This window comes from Coleofasciculaceae cyanobacterium (assembly GCA_036703275.1).
In the GTDB taxonomy this organism is placed as follows: domain Bacteria; phylum Cyanobacteriota; class Cyanobacteriia; order Cyanobacteriales; family Xenococcaceae; genus Waterburya.
In genome coordinates this window covers 210029-229742 of sequence record DATNPK010000076.1, presented here as the reverse complement: position 1 = coordinate 229742, position 19714 = coordinate 210029, and the positions used below count along the sequence as shown (strand labels likewise).

Sequence of the window (19714 nt, the reverse complement as noted above, 5' to 3'; positions counted from 1 at the left end):
TTCCCAGCTAAATATTGAATGTTAATGATTAAAAGATACTTTTACCATCCCCAACTACCTGCTTCTCCCTTAAATGGTCCAACTATATCTTGAGTAATCCAGCCGCCATAAAAGTCTCCTGCTTGTGCTTGAACCTTTTCGCCATCAACATAACAAGCATCCATCTTACTTGGATAAAAAGCAATATAGTCTTTAATTGGCGCAAATTCTGCCGTCGGGTGAGGATAGTACCAAGCTGCGTTAATAACTTGTTGCTCTTTAACAATCAAATTGTAATAGCCAGCTAATCCTTTCCATTCGCAAAACGATCTTTGAGATCTGACTGGCTGAAAATAATCCATTTGAATATCTTCTGGAGCAATATAGTAAACAGGAGGATGGCTAGTTTCTAATACTCGATAAGTATTGCCGCTAGCGGCGATAGTAACCTCATTAAAAACAATTTCGATCTGCTTTGGCGATTGTTCTAAACGCGGAGGGCGGGGATAATCCCAGACAGACTCTTGTCCAGGTTGCGGTTCAATACGTTGTGGATGAATCATTAATTATCTCGATTGGTGACGATCTGCGCGTTCGCGCTGTCCGTAGGCATTTTATTTAACAGGATGGTTGTATTACGAATTACTGATTATTTGATTATTACTATCTGGATGTAACCGATAACGCCTTGATTAATTACTATTGATTGATTATCCTTGGACTACTTGTTTGATCGTAGTGAAAGTTTCGACACTAATTAATCCTTGTCGATATCCTTTCTGATTAGACATACCTAAAAATACATCTTCACTTCCTTCTGGATTACGAGAAAATTTGGGTGAAGTATTAATATAGACTAAAGCACTATTTACGCCTTCTACAAATTGGCGACTCTCGGAGTAGGATTCGGTTACAATGCAGTCTGCATGACCACCACTATAACGATTAATCCAGAAAACAGCCTGAGATAAACTATCAACATAGCGAAATGCTACGACTTTAGCTAAATAAGGTTTTCTCCATTCTGGAGGATTAATGGGTTTTAAGAACTCAGGAAATTGCTCGATTAGTGCTTCATCTCCCCGTAGCTCAAATCCGCGCTGTTGCAAATTATTAAATAAAGACTGTAAAACTGAAGACTTCATATCTTGGTGGATTAGTACCTTTTCAATAGCGTTAACAGCATCGGGTTCGCCATCATGACTATCAACAATTACATGACGGGTTAGTTCTAGATTCCCACTAAGTGACCAATACAAATAGCAGTTGCCCATAGTGGTTTTAAGAACTGTTGCCGTAGCTTTTTCTGCTACCTGCTGTACTAAGCTGGGACGACCATAGGGAATCACTAAATTTAAATATCGATCTTGAGTAACTAAGTCCTGAACGGAGATGCCTAAATCTGGAGAAATAACTTCAATTGAGCTTGAAGGTAAATCGGTAGTGGCTAACGCTTTTTTTAAAATAGCGGCAATGGTTTGATTTGAATTGCTAGCAGCACTACACCCTCTCGTAATTAAGCTGTTGCCGGTTTTGAGGCACATTCCCGCTGCGATCACAGCAAGTTCGGGAAAAGCTTCGTAGATTAAGGCAATTGTTCCCAAAGGAATTAGCTGACAATAAGTTTGAGATGGCTCTATTTGGTGTGCAGCATTAATTAAGCGTCTGGTGGGGTCTGCTGACTTAGAAAGCTGCTTTAGAATAGAAACGGTTATTTGCAGCCTTTCTGGAGTTAGTTTCAACCAATCAATAATTGGCTCGACAATCGCCATTTCACGACTGATTTCTAAGTCTAAAGTATTGGCTTCTAATATTTCATCAAAACTGCTTTCTACTGCCTTAGCTAGTGCCAATACCCCATTCCTTCTTTTTACACCTGATATTCGAGCTAATTTAGCTGCGGCTTTTTGAGATTCTCGAACTATGGTCAGCATTTGGTCTGATGAACTTTGCATTGTTTTGCTATTAATGCCGATAGACTATAAACAGCGATAAGATTAGCAGGATAATCAAAAATAAAAATATCACTATCCAGGAAATGATACTCTGGGCATTCAACCACCGCAATAGTAACGGTAAGATGACTACTATTACAACGCTGAGACTCAGCAACAGAATTAACATTATGGATAAATAGCTTTGCGTCCAACGAGCATAAGCGTTTTTCCAACGATTTCCTGTCCACCGCCACGATTTTTTTTGATAGATCGAAGATAATTGTTCTATTACCTGACCATCTCTTTTGACCACAAAAATCTGTTGGCAGCGATCACACCCCAAAGCCTCGGTAAGAACAATCGGCTTTAGGTTGCCTTTCCTTCTACAAGGACAAGGATATTCACTACTTAAATCTATTTTCTGTGTTTTTTGTGAACGCACTCTTATTGATTAAAGTTAATAAAATTAAATGCTAGATAAACTTTGATCGCTATTTGTGAAGATAAATATATTATCTTGCTTTTGCTTTCTTGGCACACCTCAATTTAATTTTAATCAAGACATAAGGTTTAGTTGATCACTTTATGCTTTAATTTTATTTAAGAATTTATAAGCGGGTGACGCGATTCGAACGCGCGACATTCACCTTGGCAAGGTGACGCTCTACCACTGAGCTACACCCGCAATTCAACGAATTCCTTTCGGAATGTTAATCTACAACCGTATGGGGCTGTATTATTTCCTTGCCGATAATTATTATGGCAGATAGCGTCAAGTTTTTCAAGGAATTTTTGAGATTGACATGAGCAGGAGCGAAAGACGGTTTGCCCTACCTACTCTCTGTCATTGCCTTAGGCCAGGGCAGAGTAGTTCATGAAGTCCTACCAACATGAATATCTCTAACCCTCACTGGAACACAGGCATGAGTCATCTGGGCAATCTGCATTGGTTCGCCTTTACCGCACATATTTGTACCGCACTGGACTAGTTCTGATTCGCCACCAAGGGCATCAATGCTGTTCCAGAAGTCGGTAGTCATACTGTGATAGGTAACGTTTTTCAGCATTCCCATAATCTTGCCGTTTTTAATTTGCCAAAAAGCATCCCCACCAAACTGAAAGTTACGACGTTGTTGATCGATGGAATAGCTACCAATACCGTCAATTAAGATTCCGTCTGCGGTGTCGGCAATCATCTCTGCTAAAGTTGCAGTATGACTGTCGCCTGGCTTACCTGGTTCTAAACCCAAGTTAGGAATACGTACCATTGGTGTACTAGACCAACTATCGGCGTAGGCACTACCGTTACTACTACCTCGTCCCAAACGATAAGCGGTTTCTCGATCTGTTAAGTAGTCATTAAGAATGCCGTTTTTGACGACATACCAGCGTTGTGCGGGTACACCCTCATCATCGTAAGCCATGGTACTACGCCCTTGAGGTTGAGTGCGATCGGCGACTAGATTTACCCAAGGAGCAGCATACTGTAGTTTGTGTAGATTATCGGTAGTAGCAAAACTGGTTCCGGCAAAGTTGGCTTCGTAACCGTATACCCGATCTAATTCGGTAGGATGTCCGACAGATTCGTGGATCGTCAGGAACAAATTACTTGGTTTTAAAATTAGAGTCGTTTTGCCATCACCAGTGAATTCTGGAGCATGAACTTTTTCAATGGCTTCATTCGCCACTCGGTCAAGATTGCTCAATAAATCGGCACAATTAATATGTTCATAACCAATATTAAGCGGGGGACGCTCATAATTTCGGCTTTTGGCATCTCCGTTAGCGATCGCCGTACAGCCCATACCAGGATAGCTACGATAGATAGTTTGTTCAATTACTGAACCGACGGTAGAAGCAAATATTTTATCTTCTTTAATAAAGCTGAGAAATGAATAGGCTTTTTTGATGCCTCGATCACCGTAACTTAAAAATTGTTCATTGATGTTTAGCAATAATTCAGCTTTTTCTTGAATGGAAACCTCAAAGGGATCGATTTGAATCGGCGTAATGTATTTTTCTTGATATGCTGCTACGGGGACTAGCTTGACTGGCTCTTGCTGGGTTAGCCGACTTCCTTTGGCGGTATCTACAGCTAAATTAACAATCCTAGTAATTTCTTCTGGGGTAATACGATGAGAAGCAACAAAACCCCATGCACCATCCAGAAGTACTCGCACCCCAAAACCAGAGCTAACGTTGTCTGAAAGACGATTTAAAGAGCGATCGCGCGCTGCAAGGCTTTGTTGGCGATAGTGACAGATACGGATGTCGCCATACTCACAACCAGACTGACGGATTAAGTCTACGGCTAAAGTGGCTAATTCCTGAGTAGTTGTTTGCAGAGCTTGTACCATAAGAGCTTTGATCTAAGAAAAGTATTGATATAGGTATATTTTAGACAAAAGCTAAGATCTAAACATGACTAATTAAGGCTCATCGAGATTTATTAGCAAACTTTAATCAGTTTCTTAGAATGGTTTGCAACACTTTAAGCGATCCGAGCCGCGAAATATTGAAAAATTTGAGGTAACTTTTTAATTTAAAGCTAAGAGTAAAAAATCGCGATTAAAGCAAGCAAAACAGCCCACAAATTTATCGGCTACCTCTAAAACAGTGCGAAAAATATTTGATACGGCTTCATTAAAAGTAAGATTAACCGTTGGAATTGCTACGGTAACAGCTTTGGGTTTGGGTAGCCTGGCTGCTTGGACAAGTATGCGAATGCAGCAAATGTTAGTCTCCACCCACAAAGAAAACCTCAAATATATTGCTGCTCGTTTTCCCAGAGATGTCGAGATTTACAGCGAAATGATTCCTATCCAACAGAGAGTGCAACGAGCAATTAGCAGCTTATCTACTCCTAAACAATTAATTTGGCTGAAAAACTCTAACAATCAAGTAATCGCCAAATCTCAGACGTTGAATCAGGCTGAAATTAGCAATACTTTACTGACTGTCAACAATGTTCCTTTAATTCCTCAGGTTAGGGATTTAAATGGCAACTACTGGTTGATGTGTGCTACACCATTACGGGTTAAAAATGTCAGTTTGGGTCAACTTTATTTGGCGCACAATATTACCCAGGATCAAATTATGTTTCTGCATTTGATTCGTAGTTTAATCATTGCCACAATAATTGCGATCGCGGCAATGACTACCATAATTGCGGTTTACATTCACCGTTCAATGCAGCCTTTGAAAAGAATTAGCCAACTTACTGGTACAATTTCTGCTGATAAACTAGACCAGGCTCATTTTAACTTAGAACAAGCTCCTACCGAAGTTAAAGAACTAGCCGAAACCTTCGACCAAATGTTAATGAGGCTAGCAGAAGCATGGGAACATCAGCGGGAACTACTAAACAATGTGTCCCATGAACTACGAACTCCTTTGACGATTATTTCTGGCTATATTCACAGTATTTTACGCCGAGGTAGTAATTTATCAGAAATGCAAATTGAAGCCTTAACTACTGCTGCCTCGGAAGCTGATCGCACTGTACAACTACTACAAGACTTATTAGATTTAGCGCGATTAGACAGTGGCAGAATGCAGTTTCAGATCGAGAATCTTCTGCTTAACGATCTAATTACAGAGATAGTGGGTATGGCGCAGCAATACAGCGGTAGAAAGATTAATTTAGAAATGAAGGCTAATTTAATCGCAATCAAAGCCGATAACCATCGTCTTAAGCAAGTTTTGTTAAATTTGATTGATAATGCAGTCAAATATTCCGAGCCAGAAACCTCTGTAACCATAAAATTAACTGCACAAAATGATCGAGCAGTTATTCAAGTAAGCGATCGCGGCGTGGGTATTTCTTTACAGCAGCAAAATCGGATTTTTGAGCGTTTTTATCGTGTGGACGAGGCGCGCAACCGCTCTGGTGGAACAGGGTTAGGACTATCTATCGTCAAAACTTTAGTCGAAAGTATGGGTGGTAGTATTACGGTACGCTCTAAGCTAAATCAAGGAAGTACTTTTATAATTAGTTTTCCTTTATCTGGTAGTTAAAATCTTGAGTGAAACTATCATGAGTATTTTAGGAAATCGATATTGATTGATCTTTGATTATCTATCATTGACTTGTGAATTACTAATTAACCAATGCTGATTTAAGCTATCTACGTCAGACAGATGAGATTTTACTTTGATATTAGTCTGGGAAAACTCAGGTTTAGGTCTAATCCTCAGTAAATAGTAACCTTGTATATCTTGTGGTGGCAGTACATATTTAGGTTCGGTAATCATGCACCAGGTTAATGGTAGGCTGGAGCGATCGTAAAGGGTAAAGTATATGTCAAATTGCTCAATAATTTCTGGCTCAATTTCTATTTGAAGAGTTTGCCGCGAATCTAAATAATTATAGGCAAAGTGGGTTGCAGGCGCGCCAACTGGTAAGTATTCGTAGCGAACAAAAGATTCTGGTAAATAGTTACGTAGCTTGAGAATTGTATAAATATAATAGTGTAAGCTGGAATACAACCAATTTTTAGCGTCGATCAAATTGTCATAATAACTATTAATATCATTCGGAACATTAAAAGATTCTACAAATAAGTGATTGTCTACTTTTACCCCAGGATAGTTAATCGTATCGGCTCGATTATAATAGCGAACCCCTAATGAATATTTACCAGCGGGAAGTTTGACTGTATACCAAGGGTTAGTTGAGTCAGAGATTACTCCGCCGCTTGCACCGCATAGTTTGGTGTAAAACGACGGAGCCTGCTCTGACCGTTGGTCAATCTGCTCTGATTCAAGGCTGGTAATTGTTTTATAGCCAGGAAAACTATAGACAACAGCAATCCAAGAACGAGAAGATTTATTAGCAGTTTCAACATCTATAGCTATAGTTTCTGTTACTTTAAACGGCCCTAATGTACCAACGATCGCATGAGTATTCCAGCGGGGTCCTTTAGTCATTAAAACGGGTAAAATTAGTGGAGCGTTAATCATTTTTTCTGACAATACTCGCCACTGAGAAGCTTTTTTTTGATTAACCGCCAGATAAATAGTAAATAAGTTGCCAATAATAAACTTCATCACTTTGTTGAATACAAAGGAGAGCAAAGCTAGAGGAATTTCCCACAATAACCAAATTTTGTTCATTAATTAATTCTCTCGCGATCGCCTATCTAAAACGTTACATCTAAAGCTAACTATTTACTTAGCTGTCAAAATACTAATTGTTATTAATTTAGTTCCCCAGAAAAATCTCCAAGTTTACTAAAGCGATATGCACCCATTAATGCGCCCCAAGTTCCTTTACCAGTTTCGGGATCGATGCCTTTGTCATAAGTTTGTAGTTCATTCGCTGTAACTTTAAATCCCAGGAACACTTGAAAGGTTGTACCTTGATAGCTAACTGTACAGGGTTTTTGGGTTTTTGGCGTAGTTTCAAAACAATATTGTCCATCATTCAGCTGTTTTGACGCGACTTTAAGTGTACAGTCAGGCAAAAATTTAATTTTTTCTGGGGTTATTTGCTCAATTAAAGCTTTATTACATCCTGCACCCTGCGCCGTGGTTAGATCCTCAAACATATAAAACTCCACCTCTATGGTTTCTTTTTGTCTCAGGCGCAAAATTCTTGGACGATAGGGTTGGTCGATTTTAATTACATTAGCCTGTTCGGCAAATAAAGTAATACTATTATCGGTAAAAATAGGTACTGGACGTATCCAAAGCCTTAAATTGACGTACCAAGCTGGTTGTTCTGAAGCTTGCTGTTGATTGCTAAACTCTCCAGCTAAATAGGTAGCTAAAGCCGTTAATTGAGGAGAAATCATTTAATTAAGTTTAATTATTTTGGAGTAATCTCTGACTAAACATCAAATATTCAGTTAAATTTGGGATGAGAAGAGTACTAGTCTTGACAGATAGTACGGGCTTGCGGGCAACTCGGCGGACTTTAGTCCGCCGGCATACAAACTATAACAAAATATGTTATAGTGACGCTGTAAAACATAGCGTCAAAATGTTTGTTTTAGAGTTCAAAGTTCGCAATCCTAAACCAGAACAATGTCTAGCCATAGACGAAGCAATTAGAACGGCTCAATTTGTCCGAAACAAGTGTCTTCGTTTTTGGATGGATAATCGTGGTGTAGGCAAATACGATATCTACAAACACAATACTCAACTAAGAAAAGAGTATCAGTTTGTTAGAGATTTAAATTCTCATGCGACACAATGCGCTGTGGAGAGAACATGGTCTAGTATTAGTCGTTTTTTTAATAATTGCCAAAAAAATATTTTAGGTAAGAAAGCGGATGCGACCGACCCGTCGTCTTACGGCGGGCCGCACGCGCACCAAACAGGTTATCCTAAATTTAAAAAACACTCTCGTTCTGTTGAGTATAAAGTTTCTGGATGGAAATTATCTGAAGACAAAAAAAAGATAACTTTTACCGACAAAAAAGGAATAGGAACGCTCAAATTAATTGTCAGTCGCAATTTGAACTACTTTCAATTAGAGCAGTTTAAAAGATGCAGAATCATCAAACGTGCTGATGGTTACTATGTTCAATTTGTTTTAAAACTAGACCCTAGAGATACTGTCAAGCCTTTTCCGGTTACTCAAAAATGCCTTGGAATTGATGTTGGTTTAAAAGAATTTTATGCAGACTCAAATGGGCATTTAGAAACAATTCCTCAGTTTTATAGAAAAGCCGAAAAACAACTGAATCGAGCCAACAGGAAAAAGTTTAAAAAGTATCGCTCATGTGTCAAACAATCTTCTAATTATCACAAAGCTAGAGTTCGATATGCACAAAAACATTTAAGAGTAAGTAGGCAACGTATTGAGTATTGCAAGCGAGCAGCATACTGCGTAATCCAATCTAACGATTTGGTAGCCTATGAAGACTTAAATGTTAAAGGCATGATTAGAAATCGAAAATTAGTTAAGTCGATAGCAGATGCAGGGTGGTCTACTTTCAGACAATGGTTAGAATACTTTGGTCATAAGTATGGAAAAGCAACAATAGCAGTACCAGCTTACCATACCAGTCAAACCTGTTCTAATTGTAGTGCTGTAGTCAAAAAGTCTCTTTCTACCAGAACTCATGTTTGTGAGTGTGGGTACAGCGAAGATAGAGACGTAAACGCAGCTATCAACATCCTGCAACGAGGATTAAATACGCTAGGGCATAGCGGAATCTACGCTTGGGGAGAGACTCCCTCTTGGGTGGTTGGTGCAAACCTGCTGCCTAACGGAGACTCGGTGAACCAAGAATCCCACGTTTTTAGCGAAGCGTAAACGTGCGGAGTGTCAATAAGACTGGCTTATATCTATAGGCTATAGGTTTAAAAGTTTATTTTATATATTACTTATTTGAATATAGTTATTAATCAATGTCGCAATTAGAACGTTTAATTTCCATGGCTGAAGATGAGCTAGCCGTATATAGTACTGATGCTCGCAAAATCGAAAGATTACGGCGCAAAATCGGCATCTCTGTAACCCCCACACAGCAAGAAGAAGTAAAAAAAGAATTATTAGAATTGATGCCTCAAGGCTTTTTTGGTAAATTGATTGAAGAACAGCGCCAAACAGTAGCTTTACCTTTTTGGGGTATTGCTGGATTAGGATTGCTGTTTGGCATTTCTCTACGCCAGCCTGTGGATTTCCTTGCTCCTGCAATTGGTATCCCTTTCGCGATTAACATTCAAAAATGGGGTTGGAATCTACAAGCCAAACGCATTCTTTTGAAAACTTTAGCAGAAATTGAAGCTAGAACTAAGCAACCAACCAAAGAATAAATAGTTTAAAACCAAGAGAATTTAACCTCGTAAAGTTGCTACGCTATTCCTGATTTATAAAAGTTTGTTTCAATATAGGTAAAGTCTGATTATTCTGCTCGGCTAGGTTGTTAATTTCCGTTGCTTCTATCTGTTTACCTATCTCTGTGTCTTCAACGATCGCTGTTGCCTCTACTTTTTCTGGTGCTTCAATCTTTGATGTTGACTGCGCTGTACTTTCTTTAAGGCGATCGCTTAATCTCCGCAACACTCCATTAATAAAGCGAAACCCGTCTTCATCAGAATAGCGTTTGGCTAATTCTACCGACTCGTTAATTGCAACCCGTTCGGGAACTTCTAAATAAATTATTTCTGCTACAGCAATCCGCAAAATATCGCGATCGATTTTTGCTAAACGACTAAGCTGCCAAGCTACCAAAACATTTTCGATTGCAGCTTCTATTTCTTGGCGATATTCGTTAACCGTAGCAATTATTTCTGTCGCGTACTGCCTTACTTGCTCTTGATTAGTAAGCTGCAAAAACTCAGGAAATTCGACCGCGATCCCCAGACGATTCACTGCTGTTTGGGACACTGACAAAGCTTCTTGTATCATTACTCTAGCACTGTTTAAATCGCTGGCTCGGGTCTCGCTGTTTAAAATACGTTCTTCACCCCGTTTGATTTCCGCTGAAGCTGCCTCTAAGTTATCTTGAACTTCGATAGTTAAAGTCCGAATAGCAGCTAAAACTAGACTATCAAGGTCTTCTTGAGCCAGTTTGCCTTTCTTAGTTTTGATTTGGCTGATACTCAGCAAAGCTAATTCGCGAGCAATACTTCTGGGTTGTTTGCGCAGGGCCATATTCTGTCTATTTTAAGCAAATAGTGAATGCCCGATAATTGGATCGAGCTTAATCATTATATCGTCTAGTTTCGCTTAACCTTCTTCTTCTAGGGAAATCAAATTAGACTCATCTGAGACAAAGCCATTTTTGACCGCTATTTTTTGTTTATTTTTAGCAACTGAAAGATGTGGTTTGACAGCAGGAATTTCCGGGCTAACTATTCCGCCCGATATCAAAACTTTAAAAGCATCTTCGATCGAAATATCAATATCGATCACTTCTTGCTGAGGAATTATGGCATACCATCCAGAAGTGGGATTAGGAGTAGTTGGAATAAAAACGTTAATCACCTCTTCAGTGAGATGGGCTTGAAGTTGTGGACTGACTTTTCCCGTCACAAACCCAATTGCCCATACTCCCTTACGGGGATATTCAACTATCACTACCCTTCTAAATTTGGTTTTAGAATCACCTACAAGAGTTTCTAAGATTTGTTTGAGGGTTTTATAAACAGAACCTGCTAAAGGAATAGCTTGAAGAAACTGTTCCCCAAAGTTTAGTAGCCATCGTCCAACAATATTCCGCGCCATCAAGCCGATAATTAAGATACTTAAAAGAGGTACGGCTAATCCGACGGAGAAATTAAGAATATTGGTTAAAATTGGATCTAATCCATCGAAGGGATTGATCTGTTTAGGTATACGGGTAAATAAATCAATAGCCCATTTGGCAATAAAAATCGATAGCCAAATAGTTGTGGCTAAGGGGATTACCACCAATAAACCCGCGATCAAATCGCTTTTTAAATCTTGTTTTAAACGTTGTAGCACAGAGCAGATACTCTCCTCACAACTAAATTTGTATAATTAAACTCTAAAAACTCTAATAGTAAGTTTTAAAGCATATGAAGAATTGTTGCAAGTATTGACATTAATACATATATTATATACTGCTTGAAAATTAAATGAAATTTTAGCTAACGTTAGTTTAGTATTAGTCTGATCAAACAACGTCAATCCTATATTCTATCTTGCAAAATTGAATCTAGATTATCCATAATTCAGTCGATTCAGCTATGAAAGTAATTAGGCTCGCAATTAAATGAATTTTCGATAATAACAGCTAGTCCGTAGCAGCCCTAAACATAACTTTAAGTTTTAGTCATAATTTTGGCACACAGTTCTAAGATCGACAGAGTTGAGACTAGGTTGAGGCAAACTGTTGTCGAGTCTTTTTAACTTGATAAATAACATTTTTGGATAATTTAGGGAACGATATGGCTATTACGAATAGAACTGTAGAAGTCTTAGCTGATAAATCTGCTCTAGTTGAGAAAGCGCAGGAGATTATTTTATCTCGTTTACACGCAGCTATTGAATCAAGAGATCGATTCACGATCGCCTTGTCTGGAGGCAGTACTCCTAAACCTCTATATGAAGCATTATCAGGTCAATCTTTGCCCTGGTCAAAAATACACATCTTTTGGGGCGACGAGCGTTATGTTCCTGCTACACATCAAGACAGTAACCAATTAATGGCGCGCCAAGCATGGCTAGACAAAATTGAGATGCCTGAGACTAATATTCACCCTATGAATACTGCTTCAGGCGATCCGCAGCAGGATGCTCAACAACACGAACTAGAATTACGAGAGTTTTTTAAAACTCAGTCAGGATTTCCCACTTTTGATTTAATTCTTTTGGGTATAGGAGATGATGGTCATACCGCTTCCTTGTTTCCTCATACAGAAGCTCTATCGGTGCGCGATCGCTTGATTACTGTAGGCAATAAAGATGGTCAACCTCGACTTACTTTTACTGCCCCTGTGATCAACCAGGCTCGCTGTGTTCTATTTTTAGTAGCCGGAGCTAGTAAACGTCCAGCCTTAAAACAAATCTTTGCTGCTCATGGTGACGAGATGCAATATCCCTCTCGTTTGATTCAACCACAGGGAGAATTATTATGGCTATTAGACCAAGCAGCAGGAGCAGAGCTATAAGGCAAGGCATTAAAGCTAGTTAAGTACGTCTTGCTTTTAGTTATATGTGAAATATTGGGGAACAGAGGTATTGTCTTATCAGCTAAAGAATTACCAAAAATATTTGCTCTTGGTGTTGGTCAAATTCATCAGCGATAAAGATGAATCTGACTAAAAAATAAAAATTTTTGACTCAATTTTTGACTTCATCAAATCAACACGTTTCTACTAGCGAATTTTAAAAAACTTAAACCCTAACAAGTAGTATAGTGGGAAAAAAATACCCACGTTGGTAGCAGTGTAATAGTTACTATTAAAAATACTTATGATTACTTGCCCTAGTTGCAATCATCAAAACCCTGAAGAATCTTTGCAATGCGAAAATTGTTATACTCCCTTGCCAGCTTCAACTAGCTGCCCTAACTGTGGGGCATCAGTCCAGACCGATGCTACTTTTTGTGGTCAATGTGGCTTTAATTTGCAGGCAGAGAATCCATTATCTGCCTCGGTGGAAGAGACTTTTATTGGCTCACTATCTAATACTCCTTTAGAAGAAGTCACTTTACCATTACCAAATAATAAAATGCCTGTTTCAGAAGTAAACCCTGAGATCTTACCTGAAACCCCAATGCCATCTTCAATTCAAAGCCCCTGGGATGACAATGAGTGGAATGATAATGAATGGGATAACCCTGAAATCGAACCAACTGAAGGCGATCGCACTTTTGCTCAGACTCAAGAATTATCTTACGGCTTTCCTGAAACCGAATCAACCGAAACAATTAGCTTTGTGTCTGGACCTGCCCCAGCAGAATCAAGTTCCGCTAATCAAGTTACTATGCCCTGGGAATCTGATGCTCCAGATTTAGATTTAGGGCGTGAGCCAACGCCAGTAAGTTCAGAAGAATTGGAAATAGAATCAGAGCAGCCCCAAACAAACATTGAATCTAATAATTCGGCTAAAACTCCAGCTAAATCTGTACCCCCAACCAACTTAGCAGCCATGAGCAACCTGACTGGTGCAACGCAGTTACAAATACAAACTGCTAGCCTACTTCATTTGCAGAGCAACACCAATATAAAAATTGCTTCTAATTTAGACGTGGTTCATATTGGAAAACCCAATGGTCAAATTCCTCCAGATATAGACGTAGCTGGTTTTCCTGATTCTGAAGTAGTCTCACGGATTCATGCAGATATTAGAATTGAAGGAGACGCTTACTATATCGAGGATGTTGGTAGTGCCAATGGAACTTATATCAATCACGCTCCTTTACTCAAAGGGAATCGTCATCGATTAAGAGCTGGCGATCGCGTTGCTTTAGGTAAAGGCGATCTAGTAACATTCATTTTCCAACTTAGCTAAAATTTTAGGCATTAAATTATTGACCAAATGGATTCAATTAATTGCCGCTAGTTTAATAATTAAAGGTCAAAGTTGTTAAAAAATGTTACGAGATAACAAAAACTTGCTTAAGATTTAGCGTACGGCTAAATCCTTCATTAAGGTCAAGTCTAAATCGTTGTTGGGATCGATGGAAACTAATTCCACTTCGTTTCCTCCCAGCAATAGCCCAGCCAGGGCACCAGCACCAGCACCGCCTAAAACTTCTATTGCGCCAATATCACCAAAAATTTCCGATAAGACCGCAGCAGCAGCACCACCAATTGCTGCGCCTTGGAGAATCTTGCCTGTATTTGCGCCTTTTTTGACGGTTTCTTTGCGAGTTACTACCTCAGATACTGCATCAATTGACTGAGTTGTTCCGTCAGGAAAGACTATTTCTTGTGCGACAAACAAAGAACCAGATTCGTCATCGCTGGGTTCAATTTGCCCAAAAATCTCGCTCCCATAAGGAATTAAAGTATTACGTTGATTATCTCTAACATTGGCAGCAACCAAAAGGGTAACGGGAACAGTTTCCTCTGGTGTTACTAAAATTTTTTCTTCTTCATACTCGACAGGAATTACAAAGCCGCTGGGTATGGTATTGGAGCGAACAGTCGGATTAGGGTCGGGTCTGGGAGATGAATATTCTCTGTTTCTGCTTGGTGCTTGCTCAGGAAAAAGCTGTGCTTGAGCAGGAGTTATATTGACTGGGTTAGCGATTGTTGTTGCCGAAGCAGATAGAATCATCAAAATAGAGGTAGCTATTTTAGAGTGTTTTGCGTTAAACATGACTAGGTAAAAAATATTTCTCTTAATAGATTAGTTATGAGCATTTGACGCAGAGCTACAGATCATAGTTCCAAATTTGCTTTGGCTTCTGATGATGAACAGACTCAATCCGTACTTGATAAGTGTCTTACTTGATGAATAAGGTTTAGGAAAGATTTTCATCACTTACCTTCGATCAATCCTCATCCTTTTGTAGACTCATGCTAGAATCTCACGTGCGCTCCCAACAACCTCAACCACAATCCAAAAGATACCAGGTCAGATTGTTCTCAAAACCTAAAAAGTTAGCGGCACTTTGCTTAATTTGTACTCTAAGCTGGTTAGCTTGGGATTACCAAAAGCATCAGTCTTCTAAATTGGAACAGCTAGAATCGACTCAAAAGTCAGCTTCGATAGTTCGGCGATCGCTTTCCCCTGATGCCCGAAGATCCCAGTTAAAACTTCTTGCCTCAGTTGAAGAGTCGCGGGATTTATCTCCCGCTCAGCTGCGCGATCGCCATCGCGCCCGTTATCTATTGGCTGCGGATTTGATTGAGCAACAGCAAGGTAAACTGGCTTTGACTTATCTTGAGGGATTAGCACAGGACTATCCTTTACTGCGTCCCCAAATTTTATTCAAAACTGCTCAGGCATATCAGCAAAACAAGCAGGAACAAACAGCGCAAAAAACTTTTAAGTACTTAATTAAAAATTACCCTCAGCATCCATTAACCGCTAACGCTCTTTCCTTGCTCGAGGACAACAAAGTTCGACAAACCGCGAGATTAATTAAGGAATTTCCCAATCATCCGATTACGCAAAAAATTGCTCGCCAACGTCTGCGCCAAAATCCCGACCAGTTTGAACTATTAATGCTATTAGCAAGATACAGTCGAGATTCAGACTTAAATGCAGTTCGCGATCGCCTTGTCTTAGAATATCCTGCCAGGTTAACTCCCGAAGACTGGGAAGCGATCGCCGATGGTTACTGGCGAGTTGCAGAACATCGCAAAGCTGCCGATGCCTATACTTTTGCCGCTCCCACACCCCGCAATCTCTATCGCGCTGCTAGAGGGTTTCATCGTAACGGAAACCTGTCTACGGCTCGCAGCGCATATCAAAGACTACTTGGGGAATATCATGATGCCAGAGAAGCAGGACCAGCCTTAATCTATCTTGCCAGTATCTCTAGCGGTGATGAAGCAGTGGTATATCTGGAAAAAGCGATCGCCCAGTTTCCCCAAGATGCGCCACAGGCCTATCGCCTTAAAGCCAATATCCATGAACGGTTTGGCAAGTACGAAGCAGCCAATGATTCCCGACAAAAACTTTTAAATCAATATAGTGACTCTGCTGCTGCTGCTCAATATCGTTGGCAGACTGCCCAAAAACTAGCAGCTAATGGCGACAAAAGTGGTGCTTGGGAGTGGATGCAGCCTGTAGTTAAATCTAACCAAGAGCTAGATTTTGCACCTAAAGCTATTTATTGGACGGGAAAATGGGCGATCGAGACTAATAACCCCGAGGCAGCCAAGACAGCCTTTAATCGAGTAATTGAGCTTTATCCTCAATCTTATTGGGCATGGCGTTCTGCAGTCATGCTAGGGTGGAATGTGGGCGATTTTGAGCGGCTGCCCCCTCTCTCACCTGTCTTGGATTTAACTAAAACTTATCGCCCTTTACCGATGGGTTCAAAAGCTTTGCAAGAGCTATATCTGTTGGGACAGTATTACAATGCCTGGCTATTGTTGCAGTCGGAAATTGAACATCCGCAACAATTATCGGTCAACGAGCAATTTACCGAGGGACTGATCGAGTTAGAACTAGGTCATTATAGTCAGGGAATCCAGTCAATCTGGGAATTAACTCAGCGAGAAACTCCTCAAGAATTAGAGCAGTGGAGAGCCTTGCGTCAAACTAAAGCTTATTGGCAAGGTTTGTTTCCCTTTGCCTATCATGAACAAATTCTTCAACACGCGAAAAAAGAGCAAATTAATCCTTTGTTGGTTATTTCGGTAATGCGAAAGGAATCTACCTTCGATCCCAACATTGATTCTGCTGTTGGTGCTGTTGGTTTGATGCAGATTGTACCACCAACTGCTCAATGGGTTGCCGAACAAATTCAGCTAGCAAATTATTCCCTGACCAATGCCGAAGATAATATCAAAATTGGTACTTGGTATCTCAAACACAATCACTATCGTTATAATGATGATTCTTTATTAGCAGTCGCTAGCTATAATGCTGGTACGAGTAACGTTAACGCTTGGTTAGCCACAAATGATCTCAGCGATCGCGATCGCTTTGTAGAACAAATACCTTTTGCCGAAACTAAAGATTATGTAGAGGGAGTATTCGGTAATTATTGGAACTATTTACGGTTATATAACCCCGAAATCCGCCAAAAGGTCGAAAATTTGTCCGAAAAAACGGTTAATAGCCCTAAAAACTTCTAGCTATTTCCGAATAACTATTGATAGTTTCTACTTGAGCCCAGAAAAAATGCAAAGTAGAATGCTTTCTGCTTTGCACTGTTAATCCAACTAAGATAATTATCGATATACTTCTAGTCAGTCACAGATTACTCCGCCGCTTGCCCTAAAGGACTAACTTCGTGTCGCACCCATCGCATTGGGGTGTGAAACGACGGAGACGGCACGGACCGTTGGTCAAATTTATCGACCCATACCGATGTAGCGTATACCAGCTGCTTCTACTGCGTCACGATCTAAGAAGTTACGTCCATCGATTACTAAAAGATTGCTCATTAATTCAGCCATTTTGTTAAAGTCTAGCTTGAGGAATTCCTTCCAGTCGGTAACCAAAACCAGAGCATCACATCCATCTGCTAGCATTTCAGCGTTGGTTTCAATGATCACATTAGAAAGACCATGACTCAAGCCTGATTGGGAAACAATGGGGTCGTAGGCTTTGACTCTCGCTCCCAAGCGATTAAGCTGCTCAATTAAATCTAGTGCCGGGGCATCTCTCATATCGTCGGTATCTGGTTTGAAAGTCAAACCTAATAAACCAATAGTCTTGCCTTTGAGAATTTTTAATTCATTTTGGAGTTTTTCTAAGACGATTAAGCGTTGACGCTGATTAACGTTGATTGCTGCCTTTAATAGCTCAGACTCATAATTATAGTCATCGGCAGTATGAACTAAGGCAGAGACATCTTTGGGGAAACAAGAGCCACCCCAACCAATTCCTGCACTCAAAAACTTGCCCCCAATACGAGAATCTAAACCAATTCCTTTGGCAACTTGAGTTATATCGGCACCGACGCGATCGCAAATATTAGCCACTTCGTTGATAAAGCTAATTTTGGTTGCCAAAAATGAGTTAGCCGCATATTTGATCATTTCAGCCGAATTAAGATCAGTGATTACCACTGGAACTTCAGGCAGAGATTTATCTTCAGCAAATTCTCTCGTTACCAAAGGTTGATATAGTTCTTGCATCATCGAAATGGCTTTACCGCTGTTGCCACCTAAGACAATGCGATCGGGATTAAAAGTATCATATACTGCCGAACCTTCCCTTAAAAACTCAGGATTGCTGACTACATCGAAGCTAGGTTGAAGACTACTACCAGATTCTTTATTACCATCAAGAACCAACATTCTTACCCAGTCGCCAGAGCCGATGGGAACGGTAGACTTATTAACAATTACCTTGTATTCGTTTTTGAGGTGAGTACCAATTCCGCGAGCTACTGCTTCGACGTAACGAGTGTCGCTTTCTCCTGTCGGTAAAGGCGGAGTCCCTACGGCAATATATAAAATTTCTCCATGAGCCACACCCTTGGACAAATCAGAAGTAAACATTAATCTACCAGACTCGGCAGAAGATTTCATTAGTTCGGACAAACCAGGTTCATAAATTGGCGATTGTCCAGACTGCATTAACTTAACTTTTTCTTCGTTGTTATCGACACAGATAACATCGTGTCCGATATGAGATAAGCAAACACCAGTAACCAAACCGACATATCCAGTACCAATAACGCAAACACGCATAGAATTAATTAACCTTTTGTATTGTTTGTTGTCTTGTGATTAATATGTTTCGAGCTAATAGCTAATCATATTAGAAGAAAACCCATCTTTTAAATTCTTCTAATTTAAGATTTAGCTTCGTTGATACGAGAACTAAAATCTTCTATAGTCATGTTTAAACCTTCTTCAAGATTAATTGTGGGTTCCCAGCCTAACAGATTTTTAGCTTTAGTAATGTCAGGTTGTCTTTGTTTAGGATCATCTTGAGGCAAAGGTTTGAACGCCAGTTCTGTATCAGGATTAATCATTTTTTGAATTGTCTCAGCCAGCTGTAGGATCGTGTACTCCCCAGGATTACCAATATTAATTGGACCGATGTGTTCACCGTTCATTAACCGCATCATCCCTTCAACTAAATCGGCTACGTAGCAAAAGCTACGAGTTTGCGAACCGTCACCATAAACTGTTAAAGGATTGCCTTTTAGTGCTTGAACGATAAAATTGCTGACAACGCGACCATCGTTTTCAAACATTCTCGGTCCATAAGTATTGAAAATTCGCATAATTCGGATATCAACATTGTTTTGTCGATGGTAATCGAAAGCTAAGGTTTCGGCTACTCTTTTACCTTCGTCATAGCAGCTACGTATACCAATGCAGTTGACGTTACCACGATATTCTTCTGGTTGAGGATGTACGTCAGGATCGCCATATACTTCGGAGGTGGAGGCGAGGAGAAATCTTGCTTTGACTCGCTTGGCTAGTCCCAACATATTTAATGTACCCATCACGTTGGTTTTGATAGTTTTTACGGGGTTGTACTGATAGTGAACGGGAGAGGCTGGGCAAGCAAGATGATAAATTTGATCTACTTCAAGGCGAATTGGTTCGGTAATATCGTGACGGATTAATTCAAAATAAGGATTATCAAGCCAATGAAGGATATTACGCTTATGACCAGTGAAAAAATTGTCCAGGCAGATTACGTCATGACCCTGGTTCATTAAGCGATCGATGAGATGAGAACCGATAAACCCTGCACCGCCTGTTACTAATATTCTCATTTGTAG

At 39.9% G+C, this 19714-nt stretch carries 17 protein-coding genes and 1 tRNA gene; 6 read left to right on the top strand and 12 right to left on the bottom strand.

Features of this window, described 5'->3' with window-relative positions; genetic code table 11:
- Nucleotides 1-41 precede the first annotated feature (41 nt).
- The 5 genes from V6C71_14660 to V6C71_14640 form a co-directional block, all read right to left on the bottom strand.
- Nucleotides 42-542, bottom strand: a complete 501-nt coding sequence (locus V6C71_14660; protein ID HEY9769715.1) for a DUF427 domain-containing protein — start codon at nucleotides 540-542, stop codon at nucleotides 42-44.
- A 147-nt stretch (nucleotides 543-689) separates the two neighbouring features.
- A complete protein-coding gene (locus V6C71_14655; GenBank protein HEY9769714.1) occupies nucleotides 690-1934 on the bottom strand; it encodes a glutamate-5-semialdehyde dehydrogenase in 1245 nt (414 codons plus the stop codon).
- Nucleotides 1935-1944: 10 nt separating this feature from the next.
- Nucleotides 1945-2358, bottom strand: a complete 414-nt coding sequence (locus tag V6C71_14650) for a hypothetical protein (GenBank protein HEY9769713.1) — start codon at nucleotides 2356-2358, stop codon at nucleotides 1945-1947.
- 171 nt (nucleotides 2359-2529) lie between these two features.
- Nucleotides 2530-2601: transfer RNA gene (locus tag V6C71_14645), tRNA-Gly, on the bottom strand.
- A gap of 187 nt (nucleotides 2602-2788) precedes the next feature.
- Entirely contained in the window at nucleotides 2789-4273 is a 1485-nt protein-coding gene (locus V6C71_14640) for a TldD/PmbA family protein (GenBank protein HEY9769712.1), read from the bottom strand.
- 259 nt (nucleotides 4274-4532) lie between these two features.
- On the opposite strand from V6C71_14640, the gene V6C71_14635 reads away from it, so the two are divergent.
- Nucleotides 4533-5933 carry a HAMP domain-containing sensor histidine kinase gene (locus V6C71_14635; GenBank protein HEY9769711.1) on the top strand — a complete coding sequence of 467 codons (1401 nt, stop codon included), beginning with the start codon at nucleotides 4533-4535 and terminating at the stop codon, nucleotides 5931-5933.
- Nucleotides 5934-5990: 57 nt separating this feature from the next.
- Here the strand turns inward: V6C71_14635 and V6C71_14630 are convergent, their stop codons facing one another.
- Nucleotides 5991-7031, bottom strand: a complete 1041-nt coding sequence (locus V6C71_14630; protein HEY9769710.1) for a DUF6208 family protein — start codon at nucleotides 7029-7031, stop codon at nucleotides 5991-5993.
- Between the two features lie 83 nt (nucleotides 7032-7114).
- The gene (locus V6C71_14625) at nucleotides 7115-7711 is read right to left on the bottom strand and encodes a chromophore lyase CpcT/CpeT (GenBank protein HEY9769709.1); all 597 of its coding nucleotides are present in this window, start codon (nucleotides 7709-7711) and stop codon (nucleotides 7115-7117) included.
- A gap of 188 nt (nucleotides 7712-7899) precedes the next feature.
- Here V6C71_14625 and V6C71_14620 point away from each other — a divergent pair, with 188 nt between their 5' ends.
- Both V6C71_14620 and V6C71_14615 read left to right on the top strand, forming a co-directional pair.
- Nucleotides 7900-9180, top strand: coding sequence for a transposase (locus tag V6C71_14620; protein ID HEY9769708.1), 1281 nt, complete (start codon nucleotides 7900-7902; stop codon nucleotides 9178-9180).
- A gap of 95 nt (nucleotides 9181-9275) precedes the next feature.
- Nucleotides 9276-9683, top strand: a complete 408-nt coding sequence (locus V6C71_14615) for a hypothetical protein (GenBank protein HEY9769707.1) — start codon at nucleotides 9276-9278, stop codon at nucleotides 9681-9683.
- A 43-nt stretch (nucleotides 9684-9726) separates the two neighbouring features.
- On the opposite strand, the gene nusB is transcribed toward V6C71_14615, so the two are convergent.
- Nucleotides 9727-10524 (bottom strand): transcription antitermination factor NusB, encoded by a 798-nt coding sequence (gene nusB, locus V6C71_14610; protein HEY9769706.1) that lies wholly within the window; start codon nucleotides 10522-10524, stop codon nucleotides 9727-9729.
- A 75-nt stretch (nucleotides 10525-10599) separates the two neighbouring features.
- Complete coding sequence (locus tag V6C71_14605) at nucleotides 10600-11337, bottom strand: DUF502 domain-containing protein (protein HEY9769705.1); 738 nt, start codon at nucleotides 11335-11337, stop codon at nucleotides 10600-10602.
- A 446-nt stretch (nucleotides 11338-11783) separates the two neighbouring features.
- Here V6C71_14605 and pgl point away from each other — a divergent pair, with 446 nt between their 5' ends.
- Entirely contained in the window at nucleotides 11784-12506 is a 723-nt protein-coding gene (gene pgl, locus V6C71_14600) for a 6-phosphogluconolactonase (protein ID HEY9769704.1), read from the top strand.
- Nucleotides 12507-12810: 304 nt separating this feature from the next.
- On the top strand, nucleotides 12811-13851 hold the full coding sequence (locus V6C71_14595) for an FHA domain-containing protein (protein HEY9769703.1): 1041 nt from the start codon (nucleotides 12811-12813) through the stop codon (nucleotides 13849-13851).
- Nucleotides 13852-13965: 114 nt separating this feature from the next.
- On the opposite strand, the gene V6C71_14590 is transcribed toward V6C71_14595, so the two are convergent.
- Nucleotides 13966-14664, bottom strand: coding sequence for a hypothetical protein (locus V6C71_14590; GenBank protein HEY9769702.1), 699 nt, complete (start codon nucleotides 14662-14664; stop codon nucleotides 13966-13968).
- A gap of 200 nt (nucleotides 14665-14864) precedes the next feature.
- On the opposite strand from V6C71_14590, the gene V6C71_14585 reads away from it, so the two are divergent.
- A complete protein-coding gene (locus V6C71_14585; protein ID HEY9769701.1) occupies nucleotides 14865-17099 on the top strand; it encodes a transglycosylase SLT domain-containing protein in 2235 nt (744 codons plus the stop codon).
- A 219-nt stretch (nucleotides 17100-17318) separates the two neighbouring features.
- Here V6C71_14585 and V6C71_14580 read toward each other — a convergent pair whose 3' ends face one another.
- The gene (locus V6C71_14580) at nucleotides 17319-18665 is read right to left on the bottom strand and encodes a UDP-glucose/GDP-mannose dehydrogenase family protein (GenBank protein HEY9769700.1); all 1347 of its coding nucleotides are present in this window, start codon (nucleotides 18663-18665) and stop codon (nucleotides 17319-17321) included.
- A gap of 104 nt (nucleotides 18666-18769) precedes the next feature.
- The gene (locus tag V6C71_14575) at nucleotides 18770-19708 is read right to left on the bottom strand and encodes a UDP-glucuronic acid decarboxylase family protein (GenBank protein HEY9769699.1); all 939 of its coding nucleotides are present in this window, start codon (nucleotides 19706-19708) and stop codon (nucleotides 18770-18772) included.
- Between the last annotated feature and the right edge of the window lie 6 nt (nucleotides 19709-19714).